Origin of the sequence: Methylosinus sp. C49 (genome assembly GCF_009936375.1) — a bacterium.
Lineage (GTDB): Bacteria > Pseudomonadota > Alphaproteobacteria > Rhizobiales > Beijerinckiaceae > Methylosinus.
Map to the genome: position 1 here is coordinate 672,385 of NZ_AP022332.1, position 16,279 is coordinate 688,663.

Below are 16,279 nucleotides of genomic sequence, written 5' to 3' on the forward strand. Positions count from 1 at the left end.
GGCGTTTTGTTTGTCGGCCCGTCGCGTTTTTCTGGTCGGTGTGATCCGAATCACGACACGGCCCGAAACCAAAGAGACGGAGTTTCCCGATGAGCGATGCTCCCAATGATTCGTCCGAGACGCCAAAGGATGGCCCGTCCGACGCCCTAGGGCAGAATGCGAAGGGCGCCGAGGCCGCGGGGCCGGAGCCCACAGGCGCACAGTCTCAGAGCCAATCCTCCTCATTCTTTCGCCGCCGCGCCAGCCTGCGCGGCTCTGGCGGCGCGGACGCTCCGCCGCCCCCGCCGCCGCGCCGCAAGCGCGAGGGAACGCTCTCCGCGCTCAGCAGCCTGCTCTCGCTGCTGCTGGTCGTCGCGGTCGCTGGCGTCTTCGGCCTCATCGCCGTGCTGCACAAGCTGCGCGAGCCCGGCCCGCTCGCCGCCGAGAAGATCGTCTATATCGCCCCGCACAGCGACGTTCCCGAGATTTTGGCGCAGCTCGAGCGCGACGGCGTCATCGACAATCCCATGCTGATGAACGTCGCTCTGCTGATCGAGGGCGTGCGCGGCAAGCTGAAGCCCGGCGAATACGCTTTCAAGCAGAACGCCAGCCTGCGCGAGGTGATGGACGAGCTCATCAACGGCCGGCAAATTCTGCATGGCGTGACCATTCCCGAGGGGCTGACGACGGATCAGATCGTCTCGCGCCTGCGTGAGAGCGACGTGCTCGCCGGAGATATGACGGATCTGCCCAAGGAGGGCGCGCTGCTGCCGGAGACCTATAAGGTCGCGCGCGGCTATCCGCGCGCCAAGCTGCTGCTGAAAATGCAGGAGGATCAGCGCAAGCTGCTCGATCAGATCTGGGCGCGCCGCAATCCCGACCTTCCCGTCAAGACGCCCTATGAGCTGGTGACGCTCGCCTCCATCGTCGAGAAGGAGACCGGCAAGGCCGATGAGCGGCCGCGCGTCGCCGCCGTCTTCGTCAACCGCCTGCGCAAGGGCATGCGGCTGCAATCGGACCCCACCATCGTCTACGGCCTCGTCGGCGGGCGCGCGACGCTCGGCCGCGGGATTTTGAAGTCCGAGGTCGAGAAGTGGACGCCCTATAACACCTATGCGATCGACGGCCTGCCGCCGGGGCCGATCGCCAATCCGGGCCGCGCGGCGCTGGAGGCGGTCGCCAATCCCTCGCGCACGCAGGAGCTCTATTTCGTCGCCGACGGAACCGGCGGCCATGTCTTCGCGGAGACGCTCGAGCAGCATTCGCGCAATGTCCAGCGCTGGCGGCAGATCGAGAAAGACCGCGCGCAGGGCGTCGATCGTCTGGAGCCGGGCGCCGTCGTCGGGCCGACGCAGCCCGCCCCGCGGGAAAAGCGCGGCGACGCAGCTTTCGGCCGGCTCGTGGCGCTGGCCGATGCGCAGATGGAGCCGGTGACGGCGGCCGATCCCCGCCATGGCGCGTTAAAGCGAATCGGCGCCGCTCTGCCGTCCATCCCGTTCGAATATGCCGGCGACAATGAGGAGAGCCTGCGGCTCACGGCCGAGCGCGCCGCCGTGGCGCTCGTCGCGCCGCCGCTGTTCACAACGCAATTCGCCCAGCGCGCCCAGCCCGAGGCGCGCGCCGCCGTCACGATGATCGCCTCCGCAGCGGATGATTCGCAGGCCGGCTCGGACGAGCTGGCCGAGGACGACGGTCTCGATTCGTCGGCGAGCTATCCGGTCTCCGCCACTCTGCGCGCCGAACAGCGCGCCCGCGCCGCGCGTCTCGGCTTGGCGGTCGAGGAGCGGCCCGTGGAGCGCCCCTTGCCGCTGTCCGCTTCGGCCGACGCCGGCCAGCCTCCGCGCGCCGCCCGCGCGCGCGCCTTCGACGCATCGGAAGGCACGGCGCTCGATCCGCTGCGTGATCGCGGCTGGGATTTGAACTCCGCCAAGACCGTGCCGGATGTCGCCAAGTTTCGGTGACGAAGCAAGGAGACGGCGAATAGCGAGTAGCGAATAGACTGCCGCTCGGTACTCGCTATTCGCCCTACCAAGGATCGCAATGTCTCTCGCCAGCATGACCGGCTTCGCCCGCGCTCACGACAGTCTCGGACCGTGGCGCTACGCTTGGGAAATCAAGACCGTCAATTCCAAAGGGCTGGATCTGCGGCTGCGCGTTCCGCCCAATTTCGATGCGGTGGAGGTGAAGGCGCGCGCGCTGATCTCCGGCCGCATCGCTCGCGGCTCCTGCTTCGCCAATCTCACCGCGCGCCGCGACGACGCCGTGGTCGAGACGCGCATCAATCGCGCCGCGCTGGAGCGTCTGCTGAAGGCGTTGGACGATGTGCCGCTGCACGCGTCCTTGCGGCCGGCCTCGCTCGACGGCCTGCTGGCGGTACGCGGCATTGTCGAGGTGATAGAGCTGGAGGACGATGAGCAGCAGCGCAATGCGCTCGACGCGAAGGTGCTGGCGACATTGGCGCAAGCGCTGGAGGCGCTGACCGCCTCGCGCGCTTCCGAAGGCGCGGCCATAGGCGATGTGCTGACCGCGCGTCTCGCGCGCATCGGCGAATTGACCGCGCAGGCGGAGGCGCTGCCAGGCCGCTCGGCCGAGGCGGTGCGCGCGCGGCTCGCCAGCCAGATCGCGGCTCTGCTGGAGACCGGCCATTCCTTCGACGCGCAGCGCCTGCATCAGGAGGCGGTGCTGCTCGCGGTCAAGGCCGACATTCGCGAGGAGCTGGACCGGCTGAAGGCCCATGTGGTCAGCGCCGGCGAGCTGATCGGTAAGGGCGGCCCGATCGGCCGTCGCCTCGATTTCCTCGCCCAGGAATTGTCGCGCGAGACCAACACGCTCTGCGCCAAATCCAATGATGGCGCGCTCACCGCGCTCGGCCTCGAGCTCAAGATCGAGGTGGAGCAATGGCGCGAGCAGGTGCAGAACATTGAGTGAGGAGCAAATAGCGAATAGGGAGTAGCGCGAAAGACGCGCTCTCTTCGCCACTCGCTATTCGCTGGACCAAAGATGCCCACAACGCCAGACCGCCGCGGAATCGTCCTCATTCTCTCCTCGCCCTCCGGCGCGGGGAAGACGACGCTGACGCGCATGCTGCTGCAGAACCGCGAGCTCGACCTCACGCTCTCGATCTCGGTGACGACGCGCCCGCGTCGCTCGAGCGAGGTCGACGGCATCCATTATTCCTTCATTTCCAAGAGCCGCTTCGAGTCGATGCGCGACAATGGCGAATTGCTGGAATGGGCGGAGGTGCACGGAAATTATTACGGCACGCCGCGTGGGCCGGTGGAAGAGATTTTGCGCGACGGCCGCGATGCGCTCTTCGATATCGATTATCAGGGCACGCAGCAGGTGCGTGAGAAGATGGGCGCGGACACTGTCACGGTGTTCATTCTGCCGCCGTCGATGAAGGAGCTGCGCGCGCGTCTCGAGCGCCGCGCGGAGGATTCGCGCGAGACGATCGAGCGCCGTCTCGAGAATGCGCGCAATGAGATTCAGCGCTGGAAGCAGTATGATTATGTGCTGGTCAACGACGATCTGCAGCGCACTTTCGACGATCTTCTCGCAATATTGCGCGCCGAGCGTCAGCGCCGGCCGCGTCGCCTGCCGGGCATAGAGGCTTTCGTCGCGCGGCTTTTGAGCGAGTGACAAGCGCATGTCCTATCGCGCATTCGTCTCCTCGATGCGTGTATTGTTTTGTATTTTCTTTGGCATATTCGCGGTTTTGATCTTCGCCTTTTGTGTCGGTTTTGGCAAAGATTTGCTGGATACCGCCGTCGAGCATCGGTGGGGGTGCGCTTCGAGAAAAGAAGAAGTGGCCAGCGACGAGAGCGCAATTCGCCATGTGAAGGACGATTATCTTATTCGAGCATTTATGAAAAAACACCAGGGCGCGCTCAATTCAGAGGAATATGTCAAAGGATTGAATATTTCGTATGATCGCTCGAAAGACCATCGAGGTGGATGGTTTATCGAACGCCGATGGGTGGGGTTTGGAAGAGAAATTCTCGACGTCGGCTTTCTATATGGATCGTCGGCTTCGGAGATCGAAATCGAGTGCGCCATGACACGGTGCGGTCCAAGTCCTCGATGTCGCACTATTGCGAATTGACTCCAACGGAGCCGCCGCCACTGCGATCGGATCGGCGCTGGAGAGAGTGTCCGAGCCGTTGCGAGCTTCACAGCGACTTGCTTTCACAAAATTCGCCCGCGCGGTGAGAGGATAGGAAATTTCGACTTGCTCGGCCCGTCGCCGACAGTCAATCATCCGCAGTCAGTCCGATAATGCGAGGAATTTCGGTTTCGCCATGACATCCGCAAAGCTCTTCGTCCCGATCATCGCGGCGCTGTGCCTCGCCGCCTGCAATTCCGCGCAGCCCGTCGCGGTCGCGCAGCCGCCGGCCGTCGCGACGCGCAACACGACGCCTGCTGGCTTCGAGCTTCCCGATGGCTCCGGCTGCTCCGGCGCCATCCGCCGCTATCGCGCGATCATGGACAATGATCTCGCCATGGGGCATGTGAATCAGGGCGTCTATGCGACGATCCAGAACGAGATCGCCGCCGCCGCCTCGGCTTGCGCGGCGGGTCGTGACGCTCAGGCTGTCGCTCTGGTGCATGCGAGCAAAGCGCGCCACGGCTATCCGGGCTGAGCGAGGCCGCGGCGTTTCGCCGAGTCTAGATTGGAAGCAATCTCAACTCGCGCCGTTGTGGCGCGCCGGGCCTTTAACTACCTTCATATTCAAGCTGTAGCGCATTCATGGGCGGGCCTCGTGACGCCCGCCTCGCGCATGGCGATGGGCCGGTTCTTGCTTCGCTTCGCGCGGGGCGTGGGCGAAGGCGTCGAAACGATTCATCGAAAGGCGTGAAATGAAATCCTCCCGTATTCTTCTCGTCGCCGCCGCTCTCGCGGCGGGCGTCGGCGCCGCCGTCGCGGCCGACGAGACCTCTCTCGAAATCTCGATCAAGGATCACCGCTTCTCGACCGCCGAGCTGCATGCCCCCGCCGACAAGCCGATCACCATCGTCGTGAAGAATCTCGACTCGACGCCCGAGGAATTCGAGAGCAAGGCGCTCAAGATCGAGAAAGTCGTCGCCGGCAACGCCGAGATCACCGTGCGCCTGCGTCCGCTGAAGCCCGGCCGCTATCATTTCGTCGGCGAATATCACGAGGCCACGGCCAAGGGCGAGCTCGTCGTCGAGTAAGGACAAAGCAATGCTGGGCGCACTCATCATCGTCTTTCGTGAGGTCATAGAGGCGGGTCTCGTCATCGGCATCGTGCTCGCCGTCACGCGCGGCGCGCGCGGCTCGCGGGCCTATGTCTTCGGCGGCGTGGCGGCGGGGGCGCTCGGCGCCGGCGTCGTCGCGCTCTTTGCCGATGCGCTGTCGCAGGCCGTCGCGGGCCGAGGGCAGGAGCTGTTCAATGCCGGCGTCCTCGCGGTCGCGGTGGTGATGCTCGCCACGCACAATATTTGGATGGCGCGCCACGGCCGCGCCGCGGTCTCGGGCGAAAAATCCTTTTTCGCCCTCGCTGTGGTCGTCGCGGTCGCCGTGCTGCGCGAGGGCTCGGAGGTGGCGCTGTTTCTCTATGGCATTCTCGCCTCGGGCGAGACGGCCGCCGATCTCTTCACGGGCGGGTTGGCCGGCCTCGCGCTCGGCGCCGGCCTCAGCGCGCTCACCTATTTCGGTCTCGTCACCATTCCGGCGCGGCATTTGTTCGCCGTGACGACGGCGATGATCACTCTGCTGGCGGCCGGCCTCGCGGCGCAATGCGCGGGCTTTCTGCAGCAGGCCTGGATCGTCACCGCCCTCTCGCAGACAGTGTGGGACACATCCGGCGTGCTGCCGGATTCGAGCATCTTCGGCCGTGTGCTGCATACGCTGATCGGCTATGTCGATCAGCCGACGGCGCTGCAGCTGGTCGCCTATGTGACGACGCTGGCGGGCATCGTCATCGCCACCCGCCTCGCCACGCCGCGGCCCGCCGTCGCCAATGTCCATGCCGCGGCGGAGTGATTGTTGGTATCGAAAACGCCAGTTCCTTCATCCTGAGGAGGCCCCGAAGGGGCCGTCTCGAAGGATGGGGGGCGGCGGCCTCCTGAAGCATCCATCGAGGCTTTTTGCGTTTCCGCAAAAAGCGCCTCAGGATGAGGGCGCTGGGGGGGGTATTACTCCGCCGCGTCCGGCTCTTGCGCGCCGCGCGCCAGACGCTCGGCCTTCAGCAATTCCGCGACGAGGAAGGCCACTTCTATCGCCTGCTCGGCGTTGAGGCGCGGATCGCAGGTCGTGTCGTAACGCACGCCCAGCTCTTGCTCGGAAATATCGCGCGCGCCGCCCATGCATTCGGTGACATTCTGCCCGGTCATCTCGAGGTGAATGCCGCCGGCGTAAGTCCCCTCGGCGCGATGAACCTCGAAGAAATTGCGGATTTCCGCCATCACGCGATCGAAGGGCCGGGTCTTGCGGCCGCCGGCGCTGATCGTGTTGCCATGCATCGGATCGCAGCACCACACGACATTGCGCCCCTCGCGGGCGACGGCGCGCAGGATCGGCGGCAGCGCCTCGGCCGCCTTGTCGGAGCCGAAACGGCAGATGAGCGTCAGCCGCCCCGGCTCGTTCTGCGGATCGAGCTTGTCGATGAGGCGCAGCAGCGCGTCCGGCCTCAGGCTCGGCCCGCATTTGAGGCCGATGGGATTCTGCACGCCGCGGAGATATTCGATATGGGCGCCGTCCTCCTGGCGCGTGCGGTCGCCGATCCAGAGGAAATGGCCGGAGGTGGCGAAATAGCCGCCCTCGAGCGAATCGACGCGGGTGAGCGCCTGCTCATAGCCGAGCAGCAGCGCCTCGTGAGAGGTGTAGAAATCCGTCTGCCGCAGCTCGGGATGATGCTCGGGATCGAGGCCGATGGCGCGCATGAAGCCCAAGGTCTCGCTGATATGGTCGGCGAGCTGCGAATAGCGGTCCGAGAGCGGGCTGTTGCGCACGAAGCCCAGCATCCAGCGATGGGCGTTGACGAGATTGGCGAAGCCGCCCGTCGCGAAGGCGCGGATGAGGTTGAGCGTCGCGGCGGATTGCCGATAGGCCATCAGCTGGCGCTGCGGATCGGGCTCGCGGGCGGCGGCGGTGAATTCAATGTCGTTGATGATGTCGCCGCGATAGCTCGGCAGCTCCAGCGCGCCCTGCTTCTCGGTGGGGGCGGAGCGCGGCTTGGCGAATTGGCCGGCGATGCGGCCGACCTTCACCACGGGCGAGGCCGCCGCATAGGTCAGCACCACCGCCATTTGCAGAAAGACGCGGAAGAAATCGCGGATATTGTCGGCCGAATGCTCGCTGAAGCTCTCGGCGCAATCGCCGCCCTGCAGCAGAAAGGCGCGGCCGCCGGCCACCTCGGCGAGCGAGCGCTTGAGGCTGCGCGCCTCGCCGGCGAAGACGAGGGGCGGAAATCCGGCGAGCTGCCGCTCGACATCGGCGAGCGCCGCCTGATCCTGATAGATCGGCGTCTGCTCGATCGGTCTTCCTCTCCAGCTTCCGGGCGTCCAATTCTCCACTAGCCTGGCTCCTGCTCGCCGCTCCCCTGCGCGGCCCAGCTATACAGGAGCGCGCCCGCAGAGGCGAGCTTTTGCCCGCCCGCCGCGAGCGTCGCCTTATCCATCGGCCACGACCTGCGGTCTTTCCGCAAGGTGACGCGGCGCGCTGCTTTCCCTAGCCTCGACGGCGCCCTTTTCGTACGAGCGCTTTTTTCATGCCTGTCTTTTTGTCGGATTTCATTCACGCCGCCCGCTGGCTCGCCGCTCTCGCCGTTCTTCTCGCTCACGCCAATGTGCTCATCTCGTTGAGCGACATAATGGTCGCGCCGCATGGGCCGCTCGTTTATTTCTGGTGGTTCGTCACCGCCTTCTCGCATCAGGCGGTGACGGTCTTCTTCGTTCTGTCGGGCTTTCTCGTCGGCGGCCGCGTCTTTGCGGCCATGGCGCGGCGGACGCCCTTCCTGCGCGCCTATTTCGTCGATCGCTTCGCCCGCATCTATCTCGTGCTGGTCCCGGCGCTGGCGCTGACCTTCGCTCTCGACGCGCTCGGCCGCGACCTCTTCGCCGGCGCCGGCGTCTACGAGCTTTCCGGCCTCGAGGGCGCCTATGAGCCCACGCGCATTCTCTCGGCGCTGGCCATGCAGCAGAATATCTGGGCCGGCCAGGCCGGCACAGACGGCCCGCTGTGGTCGCTGGCCTGCGAGTTCTGGTATTATCTGCTGTTCCCGCTGCTGCTGCTTCCGTGGGCGCGCTTCTATTCGGAGCCTGCGCGCCTCGCCGCCTTCGCCCTCGGCGCGCTGTTGCTGTTCCTTCTCTCGATTCCCTCCTCGCGCGTGCCTTTCGGTTTCACGCTATGGGTCATGGGCGCGTTGGCGGCGCGCGCGACGCGCCCGCTCCTCTCCGGCAAATATCTGTCGCTGGGGATTTTTCTCGTGGCGCTCGTCATTGGCCGCCTCGCCGCGCGCGGGCCTCTTTTCGAGGCGCATCCGGTTCTGCACGACATCGCCGACGCGCTCACCGCGGCGACGCTCGCCAATCTGCTGACGACGCTGCGTTTCGCGGAAAGCGGCTTTGCATTCGGGCGTTCGGCGCTGCATCGCCGGCTCGCGGACTTCTCCTTCTCGCTCTACGCCACGCATATGCCGATCGTTTTCTTCTTCTGGGCCGGAGCCGGCCATATTTTCGGCGCGGACTGGCACAAGCTTCTGCCGACGCCGACGCATTGGCTCGTCACGGCGGCGCTGCTCCTCGTCGCCGTCGCGACGGCCTTCGTCTTCTCGCGTGTGACCGAGGCGCATACGCCGGCGCTGCGGCGGCTTCTGCATGCGGCTGTCGCCGCGCTGGACCGGCGCGCGCGGCTCGGCGCGCCCGCCCGCTGGGTTGGCCAAGGTCGAGCCGAGGGGCTATAACTCGGCCCTGTCCTGCTTTTTTTCGTTTGGGGCGATCCATTCGCGCCAAAGCCTTCGGAGACACATGCCCGTCCTTCTGTCGCAATTCATCGAGGCATGTCGTTGGGTGGGCGCGCTGCTCGTGCTCGCCGTCCACTCCACCAATATGTTCGTCAATCTCGCGGACATAATGAGCGCTCCCCATGCGGCGAGCGTCTACGCCTGGTGGTTCTTCGTCAGCTTCGAGCTCGGCCATCAGGCCGTCGTCGGCTTCTTCGCCATCTCAGGCTATCTGGTCGGCGGCGCGGTGCTGGCGCAATTGCGCAAGGACAAGCCCTTTCTGCGTGATTATCTCATTCATCGTTTCGCGCGCATCTATATCGTGCTCGCGCCGGCGCTGCTCGTCACAGTGGCGGCGGATTGGATCGGCCGCAACTGGTTCGGCGACAGCGGCGTCTATGACTGGCCGGTGTTCAAGGACCATGATCGCGTCGATCTCTTCCTCGGCTCGCTGGCCAATCTCTCGGCGATCTATTGCGATTTCTTCGGCACCAATGGGCCGCTCTGGTCGCTCGCCTGCGAGTTTTGGTATTACATCTCCTTCCCGCTGCTGCTGCTGCCCTTCGCCCGCGCCTATCCGCTGCGGACGCGCGCCGTCGGATTCGCCCTCGGCCTCGCCATTCTCGTGGTCATGTCGATCCCCGCCGGCGGCTGGTTTCGTTTCGGCTATTTGCTCTGGGGCCTCGGCGCGCTGGCGACTCTGGCGCGGCGCCCGCTGGTCCAATCGCGCTGGATCGCGCTCGCGCTCTATGTCGCGGCCGTCATCCCGATCCGCCTTTTGGTGCGCGGCCCCAATCTCGAGGTTCATCCCTATCTCGCCGATCTCGCCGATACGCTGTCGGCCGTTCTCTTCCTCAATCTGGTGGCGACGCTGCGCTTCGGGCCGCAGCAAGGCTGGGCGCTGTTCCAACCGCAGCTGCATCGGCGGCTCGCCGATTTCTCCTTCTCGCTCTACAGCGTCCATATGCCCGTGCTGATTCTGGCGCGCGCCATGGCCGATCGGCATTTCGGCGCGCAATGGGCGCGCGAGCTGGCGACGCCTGTCCATTGGCTGGTGATGGCGGCGGTGATGACGGCGGCGGTCGTCTTCGGCTTCCTCTTCTCGCGCGTCACCGAGGCGCACACCAATTCCGCGCGGCGCGCATTGCGCAGAGCCTTCGAGGCGGCGGAGGAGCGCCGGCGCCGGCGCCTTCCGCAGCCGATCGAGGAGCTGGAGCGCGAGCCGCAAAAAGCCGACGCATGAGCCTGAAGGTCATCCGTGCCGCCCTCTGTCGACGAAACGTCGCAACCCTCCTCTAATGGCGAGGACCCGAGGCGGGCCGCCGAAGGCGCGCGCCCGCGGGGACGCGTGAAAATGAAGACGTTGCCGCCGGCCGGCGCTATCGTGGGCGATTCGCCCTTTCTCTGGGTCATGCGCTTCGATGCGGAGGGCGCGGCGACGCTCGTCGCCGATCACGATTCCGCGCAGCTCGATGCGGAGGCCGACGGCTATTTCTGGGTCCATCTCAATGTCGCCGATCTTCGCTATCGCGATTGGGTCGCCGGCCGCCAGCAAATGCCGGCGGAAGCGCGGGCGCTGCTCATCGATCAGGACGGTCATCAGCGGCTCGACGCCGACGAGCAGGCGCTGTGGGGCGTGATCGCCGATTACGGTCGCGATCTCGAGCGTGAGGAAGATGTGCTGCGTCCGCTGCGCGTCGTCGTCACCGAGCGCTGCATCGTCACCGCACGACGCTACGCCGTCGAATCGACCGCCGCCATTCGGCAGGCGGCGCTGGAGGGCCAGCGGCTGCAAACGCCGCTCGATCTCTTCGAGGCGCTGGTGACGCGCAGCCTCGCCTCCATGGACACCGGGCTCGAGAAGCTGCTGGCCAAATTCAACAAGATCGAGGATCGCGTGTTGGACGATGAAGCGCATGACGACCGGCGTGATCTCGGCGCGCTGCGCCGCCAGACGATCCGGCTGCGGCGCGAGCTCGCCGATGGGCAACGCGTCTTCTCGCGCGCCGCTTTCTCGCCGCGCGTCACGCCGCCGACCCATGCGGCGCTGCGCCGGCTGACGCAGCGTTTCGATTCATTGCAGCAGGAGCTGCAGGCGGTGGAGGAGCGCGCGCGCCTGCTGCAGGACGAGATCGTCTCCAATCTCACGGCGGAGACCAATCGCCAGCTCTATGTGCTGACCATTCTCGGCACTCTGCTCATGCCGCCGACTCTCGTCTCCGGCATATTCGGCATGAACACGAAGAATCTGTTCTTCGCCGATAATGAGCAGGGGACGCTCTATGCGGCGGCGCTCTGCCTCGCCTCGGCGGCGGCGGCCTTTTTCGCGCTGATGTGGATCAAGCGCCGCGAGGGATGACGTAGCCCACGCCGTTCAGCCTCACGCCGCCGCGAGGCTTTCGAACAATCCCCGGCCGTCGATTCCGCCGACCAGCGGATCGATGAGATTTTCGGGGTGCGGCATCAGGCCGAGCACATTGCGGCGCTCGGAGAAGATTCCGGCGATGTCGTTGCGCGAGCCGTTGGGATTGGCATCGCCGCCGACGCGCCCGAGCGCATCGCAATAGCGGAAGGCGATGAGCCCCTCGCCCTCGAGCCGGGCGATCGTCTCGTCATCGGCCTCGTAATTGCCCTCGCCATGGGCGATGGCGACCTCGATCGTCTGGCCCTGCCGATAATGGCTGGTGAAGGCGGTGTCGGCGCGCTCGACGCGCAAATGCTGCATGCGGCAGACGAAGCGCAGATTGGCGTTGCGCATCAGCACGCCGGGCAGCAGCCCGCCCTCGCACAAAATCTGGAAGCCGTTGCAGACGCCGAGCGTCAGCCCGCCGCGCGCGGCATGGGCGCGCACCGCGTCCATGATGGCGGCGCGGCCGGCGATGGCGCCGCAGCGCAGATAATCGCCATAGGAGAAGCCGCCCGGCAGCACGACGAGATCGGTGCCCGCGGGCAGCTCGGTCTGCGAATGCCAGACCATTGCGGGCTCGTGGCCGGTGGCTTGGCGAAGCGCGCGCGCCATATCGCCTTCGCGATTGGAGCCGGGAAAGACGAGGACGGCGGCTTTCATGGGATCAGATCTCGATCTGGAAATTCTCGATGACGGTGTTGGCGAGCAGCTTCTCGCAGGCCGCGCGCAGTCGCGCCTCGGCGAGGGCGCGGTCGGAGCCCTCGAGCTCTATGTCGAACACCTTGCCTTGCCGCACGCCGCCGACGCCCTCGACGCCGAGCGAGGCCAGCGCGCCTTCTATGGCCTTGCCCTGCGGATCGAGCACGCCGTTCTTCAAGGTGACGATGACGCGGGCTTTCATGCGGCGGCTTCCCTGTTTGGGCTTCGGAGGCTGGCCGCAGGGTTAGCGGGGGACGCGCCGGAGCGCAAGAATTTCCGGGCGAGAGAATTTCTGGCCGGGAATTTCCGGCCGTGACGCTTCAGGCCGAGCGCGCGCGCAGCGTGTAGACGAAGCCCATGGCGCCGAGCAGCGCGATCGTGGCGGCGAACACCGGTTGGCCGGCGGCGAGCGTCAGCATGACGGCGACGAAGGTGGCGACGCCGATCACCGTGGTGACGATGATGGAGCCGACCGGCGACGCCCCGCCGCCGCTCGCAGCGCTGCGCCGTCGCGGCGGGCTGGCGACAGCCGAGACCACGGCCTGATAGGCGGGATCGAAATTGATGCGATCGATGAAGAGCGGCGGCGCGGCATAGGGAAAGCCGCCGGAGGGTGAAGCGAAATCGCGGTCATAGGCGGCGGCCTCGACGGCGCCCGGCCCGGTCTTGGTCACATAGAGGTCGATGGTCGCTGTGTCGCGCTCGCCGTCGCGGACCAGAAGCGCGGCGCGAATCGTCGGCGCGGCCTCGGCTGAATTGCGCGAGGGAAGACGCGCGCGCGGAACGGTCTCGGCGGCGTCGAGGAATTCCCGGACCGTCTCGCCGCGCGCCTCCGCGGCCGCGCGCAGCGCGGTCTGCGCCTCGCGAATGACGATGCGCGGCGGAATGCGTTCGCCGATGAGCCGCGGCAGGCCGGAGAGCGCAGCCGCGCTCGGCCCATAGGCCGACCGCAAAGGCGCATTCTCGCCGGCGAGCGGCCCGTCGGATTCGGCGCCGAGCGGCATGGCGAAATTGCGATAGCCGGCGGGCAGCGCGTCGCGGAGGCCCGGACCGGGCGGGGGCGGCGGCTTGGCGGCCGTCGCGGTCGCGACCTTCGTCTCCTCCTCCACCGCCTCGGCTTTCGCCGTGACCTGCGAGACGCGCGACAGCGCGCGCACGCTGGGCGCTCGGGAGGTGAGAGCGGAAATCGGCGAAACCATGATTCGTGACCATCCATGGCGCGTCGGACGCGCATCTAGTTTCCGGCGTCCGCCTTGCGCGAAGCTGGCGTCAGCGCAACCGGAGCGATTGTCGGCGGCCCATGTCGACGGCGGGTTACAGAAAAGAGTCGAATGCCGCCGACCTCGCTCTATCTGCCTCGAGAGCGAGGGAGGGCCTCCCAATGCATGCGGTCTCCAACTATCCGGGACGTCGGCGCGCCACGCAGGAGGCGGCGCGGCGGGAGGTTTTCGCCGTTGTCGACTCGCTCGCCCGCGAAATGCATCCGCGGCGCGGCGCTCCGACCGAGATTTCGCTGTCCAGCCGGCTCGAGCAGGATCTCGGCGTCGACAGCCTGGCGCGCGCCGAATTGAATATGCGGCTGGAGCGCGCCTTCCACGCCCCGCTGCCGCTCGAGGAATTGGGCCGCGCCGATACGGTCGGCGATCTGCTGACGGCGCTGGAGAAGGCCCCCGGCGCCGAGCCGCCCGCCTTCTCCGAGCCTTCCCCCGCCGAGGCGCTGCCGCATATTCGCGCCGCCTTCGAGGCGAGGACGCTGACCGAGGCGCTGGACTGGCACGCCGCCCAAAATCCCGAGCGGCTGCATCTCACCTTTCTGCGCGACGCCGCGACGCCCGGCGGCGCGCTCACCTATTGGCGGCTCGCCGATGAGGCGCGCCGCGCGGCGGAGGGCTTCGTCGCCCGCGACGTCGCGCCGGGCGACCGAATCGCGCTGATGCTGCCGACGGGAATCGATTTCTTCGTCGGCTTTTTCGGCGCGCTCTACGCCGGCGCCATTCCCGTGCCGATCTATCCGCCGATGCGCATGGCGCAGATCGAGGAGCATCTCACGCGCCAGATCGGCATTTTGCGCAATGCGGGGGTGCGGCTGCTCGTCACCACACAGGATGGGCTGCGCCTCGCCGGCCTCGCCCGCGGGCGCGTGGAGAGCTTGGAGGCGATCGTCTGCGTCGCCGATCTCACGAGCGGCGCCAATGGCGCGCCGCTGCCGCCGACGCGCGAGGCGGGCGCGACCGCCATGCTGCAATATACGTCCGGCAGCACGGGCGATCCCAAAGGCGTGGTGCTGAGCCACGCCAATCTTCTCGCCAATGTTCGCGCCATGGGCCTCGCCATCGGCGCCAGCTCGGCGGACACATTCGTCAGCTGGCTGCCGCTCTATCACGATATGGGGCTGATCGGCGCCTGGCTCGGCTGCCTGCATTTCGGCGCGCCGCTCTATGTCATGTCGCCGCTGACCTTCCTCTCGCGGCCGGCGAGCTGGCTGGAGGCGATCGACCGCCATCGCGGCACGCTGAGCGCCGCGCCCAATTTCGCCTTCGAGCTCTGCCTCGACAAGATCGATCCGGCGCAGATCGAAGGGCTCGATCTTTGCTCGCTGCGCATGATCGCCAATGGCGCCGAGCCCATCTCCCCGCGCACCATCCGGCGATTCGCCGAAAAATTCGCCAGACATGGCTTTCGGGCGGAGGCCATGGCGCCGGTCTATGGGCTCGCGGAAAATGCGGTCGGCCTCGCTTTTCCGCCGCCCGGCCGCGCGCCGGTCATCGACCGCATCTCCCGCGAGGCGCTGGCGACCTCCGGCCGCGCCGAGCCGGCGGGCGAAGGCGACGGCTCATTGGAGATCGTCGGCTGCGGCGCCCCGCTGCCGGGCCATGAGATTCGCATCGTCGACGCCGCCGGCCGCGAGCTTTCCGAGCGCCGCGAGGGGCGGCTGGAGTTTCGCGGCCCCTCGGCCACAACGGGCTATTTCCGCAATGAGGAGAAGACCAAATCGCTGCTTCGGGGCGGCTGGCTCGACAGCGGCGATCGCGCCTACATGGCCGGCGGCGAGATTTTTGTGACCGGGCGGGTCAAGGACATTGTGATTCGCGCCGGGCGGCATCTCTATCCGCAGGAGATAGAGGAGGCCGTCGCCGCGCTTCCCGGCATTCGCAAGGGCTGCGTCGCCGCTTTCGGCGCGCCCGATGTGGAGACCGGAACGGAACGGCTGATCGTCGTCGCCGAGACCTATGAGACCGTGCCGGAGGCGCTGGGCGTGTTGGAGACCAAGGTCCAGACGGCGGTGGCCGCCGTCTGCGGCGCGCCGGCCGATGAGGTTCGCTTCCTGCCGCCGCGCTCGACGCCCAAAACCTCGAGCGGCAAGATTCGCCGCGGCGCCGCCAAGGCGCTGTTCGAGGAGGGTCGGCTCGGCGAGCCGCGCGGTCCGGTCTGGCTGCAGATCGGCAGGCTGGCGCTGCTCGGCCTATGGCCGGCGATCCGAGGCGCGGTTGGGCGAGCCGGCGAGCTCGCCTATGCCTGCTGGTGGTGGCTCATCGTCTGCGCCGGCTATTTTGCCGCCTGGTGGGCGGTGATGATCCTGCCCCGCCGCTCGCGCTGGCCCGCCGTGCGCAAGATCGCCGGCGCCATGCTCGGCGCCATCGGCGCCAAAGTCACGACGGAGGGGCTGGAGCGTCTGCCGCCGGGCGGCGCCGTGCTCGCCTTCAACCATTCGAGCTATGTCGACGTCATGCTGCTCGCCGCCTCTCTGCCGGGAGAGCCGGCCTTCGTCGCCAAGAAGGAGCTGGCCGGGCAGATGTTCGCCGGGCCGTTCCTGCGCCGGCTCGGGGCGCTTTTCGTCGAGCGCTACGATATTGCCGCGAGCGTGGCCGACGCGGAGACGCTCGCGGCGGCGGCCCGGGAGGGGCGCAATCTCGTGTTCTTCCCGGAGGGGACCTTCACGCGCCGCGCCGGGCTCTGCGGCTTCTATCTCGGCGCCTTCAAGATCGCCGCGGAGGCGGAGCTGCCGGTCTATCCGGGCGTCCTGCGCGGAACCCGCGGCATGTTGCGCGGCGAGCAATGGTTCCCGCGCCGCTCGGCGCTGTCGCTCGCCATTCTGCCGCCGATACGGGCGGGCGGGAGCGATTTCCTCTGCGCGCTGCGGTTGCGGGATCATGTCCGCGCCGCCATTCTCGCGCGCTGCGGTGAGCCGGATTTGAGCGAATTGTCCAAGCCGAAGCGGGGGGAGGCGTAG

Annotated in this window: 15 protein-coding genes; 11 read left to right on the top strand and 4 right to left on the bottom strand. The window is 67.0% G+C overall.

Features of this window, described 5'->3' with window-relative positions:
- Positions 1–89: 89 nt before the first annotated feature.
- From mltG to GYH34_RS03145, 7 genes are all read left to right on the top strand, one after another.
- Complete coding sequence (gene mltG, locus GYH34_RS03115) at positions 90–1,940, top strand: endolytic transglycosylase MltG (protein WP_161912316.1); 1,851 nt, start codon at positions 90–92, stop codon at positions 1,938–1,940.
- A 79-nt stretch (positions 1,941–2,019) separates the two neighbouring features.
- Complete coding sequence (locus GYH34_RS03120) at positions 2,020–2,907, top strand: YicC/YloC family endoribonuclease (RefSeq protein ID WP_161912317.1); 888 nt, start codon at positions 2,020–2,022, stop codon at positions 2,905–2,907.
- Positions 2,908–2,979: 72 nt separating this feature from the next.
- Positions 2,980–3,618, top strand: a complete 639-nt coding sequence (gene gmk / locus GYH34_RS03125; RefSeq protein ID WP_161912318.1) for a guanylate kinase — start codon at positions 2,980–2,982, stop codon at positions 3,616–3,618.
- A gap of 7 nt (positions 3,619–3,625) precedes the next feature.
- Complete coding sequence (locus GYH34_RS03130; protein ID WP_161912319.1) at positions 3,626–4,081, top strand: hypothetical protein; 456 nt, start codon at positions 3,626–3,628, stop codon at positions 4,079–4,081.
- Between the two features lie 196 nt (positions 4,082–4,277).
- Positions 4,278–4,619, top strand: a complete 342-nt coding sequence (locus tag GYH34_RS03135; RefSeq protein ID WP_161912320.1) for a hypothetical protein — start codon at positions 4,278–4,280, stop codon at positions 4,617–4,619.
- A gap of 217 nt (positions 4,620–4,836) precedes the next feature.
- Entirely contained in the window at positions 4,837–5,172 is a 336-nt protein-coding gene (locus tag GYH34_RS03140; RefSeq protein ID WP_161912321.1) for a cupredoxin domain-containing protein, read from the top strand.
- A gap of 10 nt (positions 5,173–5,182) precedes the next feature.
- A complete protein-coding gene (locus GYH34_RS03145) occupies positions 5,183–5,983 on the top strand; it encodes an FTR1 family protein (protein WP_161912322.1) in 801 nt (266 codons plus the stop codon).
- A gap of 152 nt (positions 5,984–6,135) precedes the next feature.
- Here the strand turns inward: GYH34_RS03145 and GYH34_RS03150 are convergent, their stop codons facing one another.
- Positions 6,136–7,515, bottom strand: coding sequence for a 3-deoxy-7-phosphoheptulonate synthase class II (locus tag GYH34_RS03150; protein ID WP_161912323.1), 1,380 nt, complete (start codon positions 7,513–7,515; stop codon positions 6,136–6,138).
- Positions 7,516–7,709: 194 nt separating this feature from the next.
- Here GYH34_RS03150 and GYH34_RS03155 point away from each other — a divergent pair, with 194 nt between their 5' ends.
- The 3 genes from GYH34_RS03155 to GYH34_RS03165 all read left to right on the top strand — a co-directional run bounded on the left by GYH34_RS03155 (position 7,710) and on the right by GYH34_RS03165 (position 11,301).
- On the top strand, positions 7,710–8,903 hold the full coding sequence (locus GYH34_RS03155) for an acyltransferase family protein (protein ID WP_161912324.1): 1,194 nt from the start codon (positions 7,710–7,712) through the stop codon (positions 8,901–8,903).
- Between the two features lie 64 nt (positions 8,904–8,967).
- Positions 8,968–10,185, top strand: coding sequence for an acyltransferase (locus GYH34_RS03160; protein WP_161912325.1), 1,218 nt, complete (start codon positions 8,968–8,970; stop codon positions 10,183–10,185).
- Positions 10,186–10,296: 111 nt separating this feature from the next.
- Positions 10,297–11,301, top strand: a complete 1,005-nt coding sequence (locus GYH34_RS03165) for a CorA family divalent cation transporter (protein WP_244635245.1) — start codon at positions 10,297–10,299, stop codon at positions 11,299–11,301.
- A 21-nt stretch (positions 11,302–11,322) separates the two neighbouring features.
- Here GYH34_RS03165 and purQ read toward each other — a convergent pair whose 3' ends face one another.
- From purQ to GYH34_RS03180, 3 genes are all read right to left on the bottom strand, one after another.
- On the bottom strand, positions 11,323–12,009 hold the full coding sequence (gene purQ, locus GYH34_RS03170; protein WP_161912327.1) for a phosphoribosylformylglycinamidine synthase subunit PurQ: 687 nt from the start codon (positions 12,007–12,009) through the stop codon (positions 11,323–11,325).
- Positions 12,010–12,013: 4 nt separating this feature from the next.
- Positions 12,014–12,250 (bottom strand): phosphoribosylformylglycinamidine synthase subunit PurS, encoded by a 237-nt coding sequence (purS, locus tag GYH34_RS03175; RefSeq protein ID WP_026599801.1) that lies wholly within the window; start codon positions 12,248–12,250, stop codon positions 12,014–12,016.
- A gap of 118 nt (positions 12,251–12,368) precedes the next feature.
- A complete protein-coding gene (locus GYH34_RS03180; RefSeq protein WP_161912328.1) occupies positions 12,369–13,247 on the bottom strand; it encodes a hypothetical protein in 879 nt (292 codons plus the stop codon).
- A gap of 182 nt (positions 13,248–13,429) precedes the next feature.
- Here GYH34_RS03180 and GYH34_RS03185 point away from each other — a divergent pair, with 182 nt between their 5' ends.
- On the top strand, positions 13,430–16,279 hold the full coding sequence (locus GYH34_RS03185) for an AMP-binding protein (protein ID WP_161912329.1): 2,850 nt from the start codon (positions 13,430–13,432) through the stop codon (positions 16,277–16,279).

Bases quoted from the DNA above. Each gene is read 5' to 3' on its own strand.
- GYH34_RS03160 (WP_161912325.1), top strand. From the start codon at position 8,968: ATGCCCGTCCTTCTGTCGCAATTCATCGAGGCATGTCGTTGGGTGGGC.
- GYH34_RS03165 (WP_244635245.1), top strand. From the start codon at position 10,297: ATGAAGACGTTGCCGCCGGCCGGCGCTATCGTGGGCGATTCGCCCTTT.
- purQ (WP_161912327.1), bottom strand. From the start codon at position 12,009: ATGAAAGCCGCCGTCCTCGTCTTTCCCGGCTCCAATCGCGAAGGCGAT.
- GYH34_RS03130 (WP_161912319.1), top strand. From the start codon at position 3,626: ATGTCCTATCGCGCATTCGTCTCCTCGATGCGTGTATTGTTTTGTATT.
- GYH34_RS03180 (WP_161912328.1), bottom strand. From the start codon at position 13,247: ATGGTTTCGCCGATTTCCGCTCTCACCTCCCGAGCGCCCAGCGTGCGC.
- gmk (WP_161912318.1), top strand. From the start codon at position 2,980: ATGCCCACAACGCCAGACCGCCGCGGAATCGTCCTCATTCTCTCCTCG.
- GYH34_RS03120 (WP_161912317.1), top strand. From the start codon at position 2,020: ATGTCTCTCGCCAGCATGACCGGCTTCGCCCGCGCTCACGACAGTCTC.
- purS (WP_026599801.1), bottom strand. From the start codon at position 12,250: ATGAAAGCCCGCGTCATCGTCACCTTGAAGAACGGCGTGCTCGATCCG.
- GYH34_RS03135 (WP_161912320.1), top strand. From the start codon at position 4,278: ATGACATCCGCAAAGCTCTTCGTCCCGATCATCGCGGCGCTGTGCCTC.
- mltG (WP_161912316.1), top strand. From the start codon at position 90: ATGAGCGATGCTCCCAATGATTCGTCCGAGACGCCAAAGGATGGCCCG.
- GYH34_RS03140 (WP_161912321.1), top strand. From the start codon at position 4,837: ATGAAATCCTCCCGTATTCTTCTCGTCGCCGCCGCTCTCGCGGCGGGC.
- GYH34_RS03145 (WP_161912322.1), top strand. From the start codon at position 5,183: ATGCTGGGCGCACTCATCATCGTCTTTCGTGAGGTCATAGAGGCGGGT.
- GYH34_RS03185 (WP_161912329.1), top strand. From the start codon at position 13,430: ATGCATGCGGTCTCCAACTATCCGGGACGTCGGCGCGCCACGCAGGAG.
- GYH34_RS03155 (WP_161912324.1), top strand. From the start codon at position 7,710: ATGCCTGTCTTTTTGTCGGATTTCATTCACGCCGCCCGCTGGCTCGCC.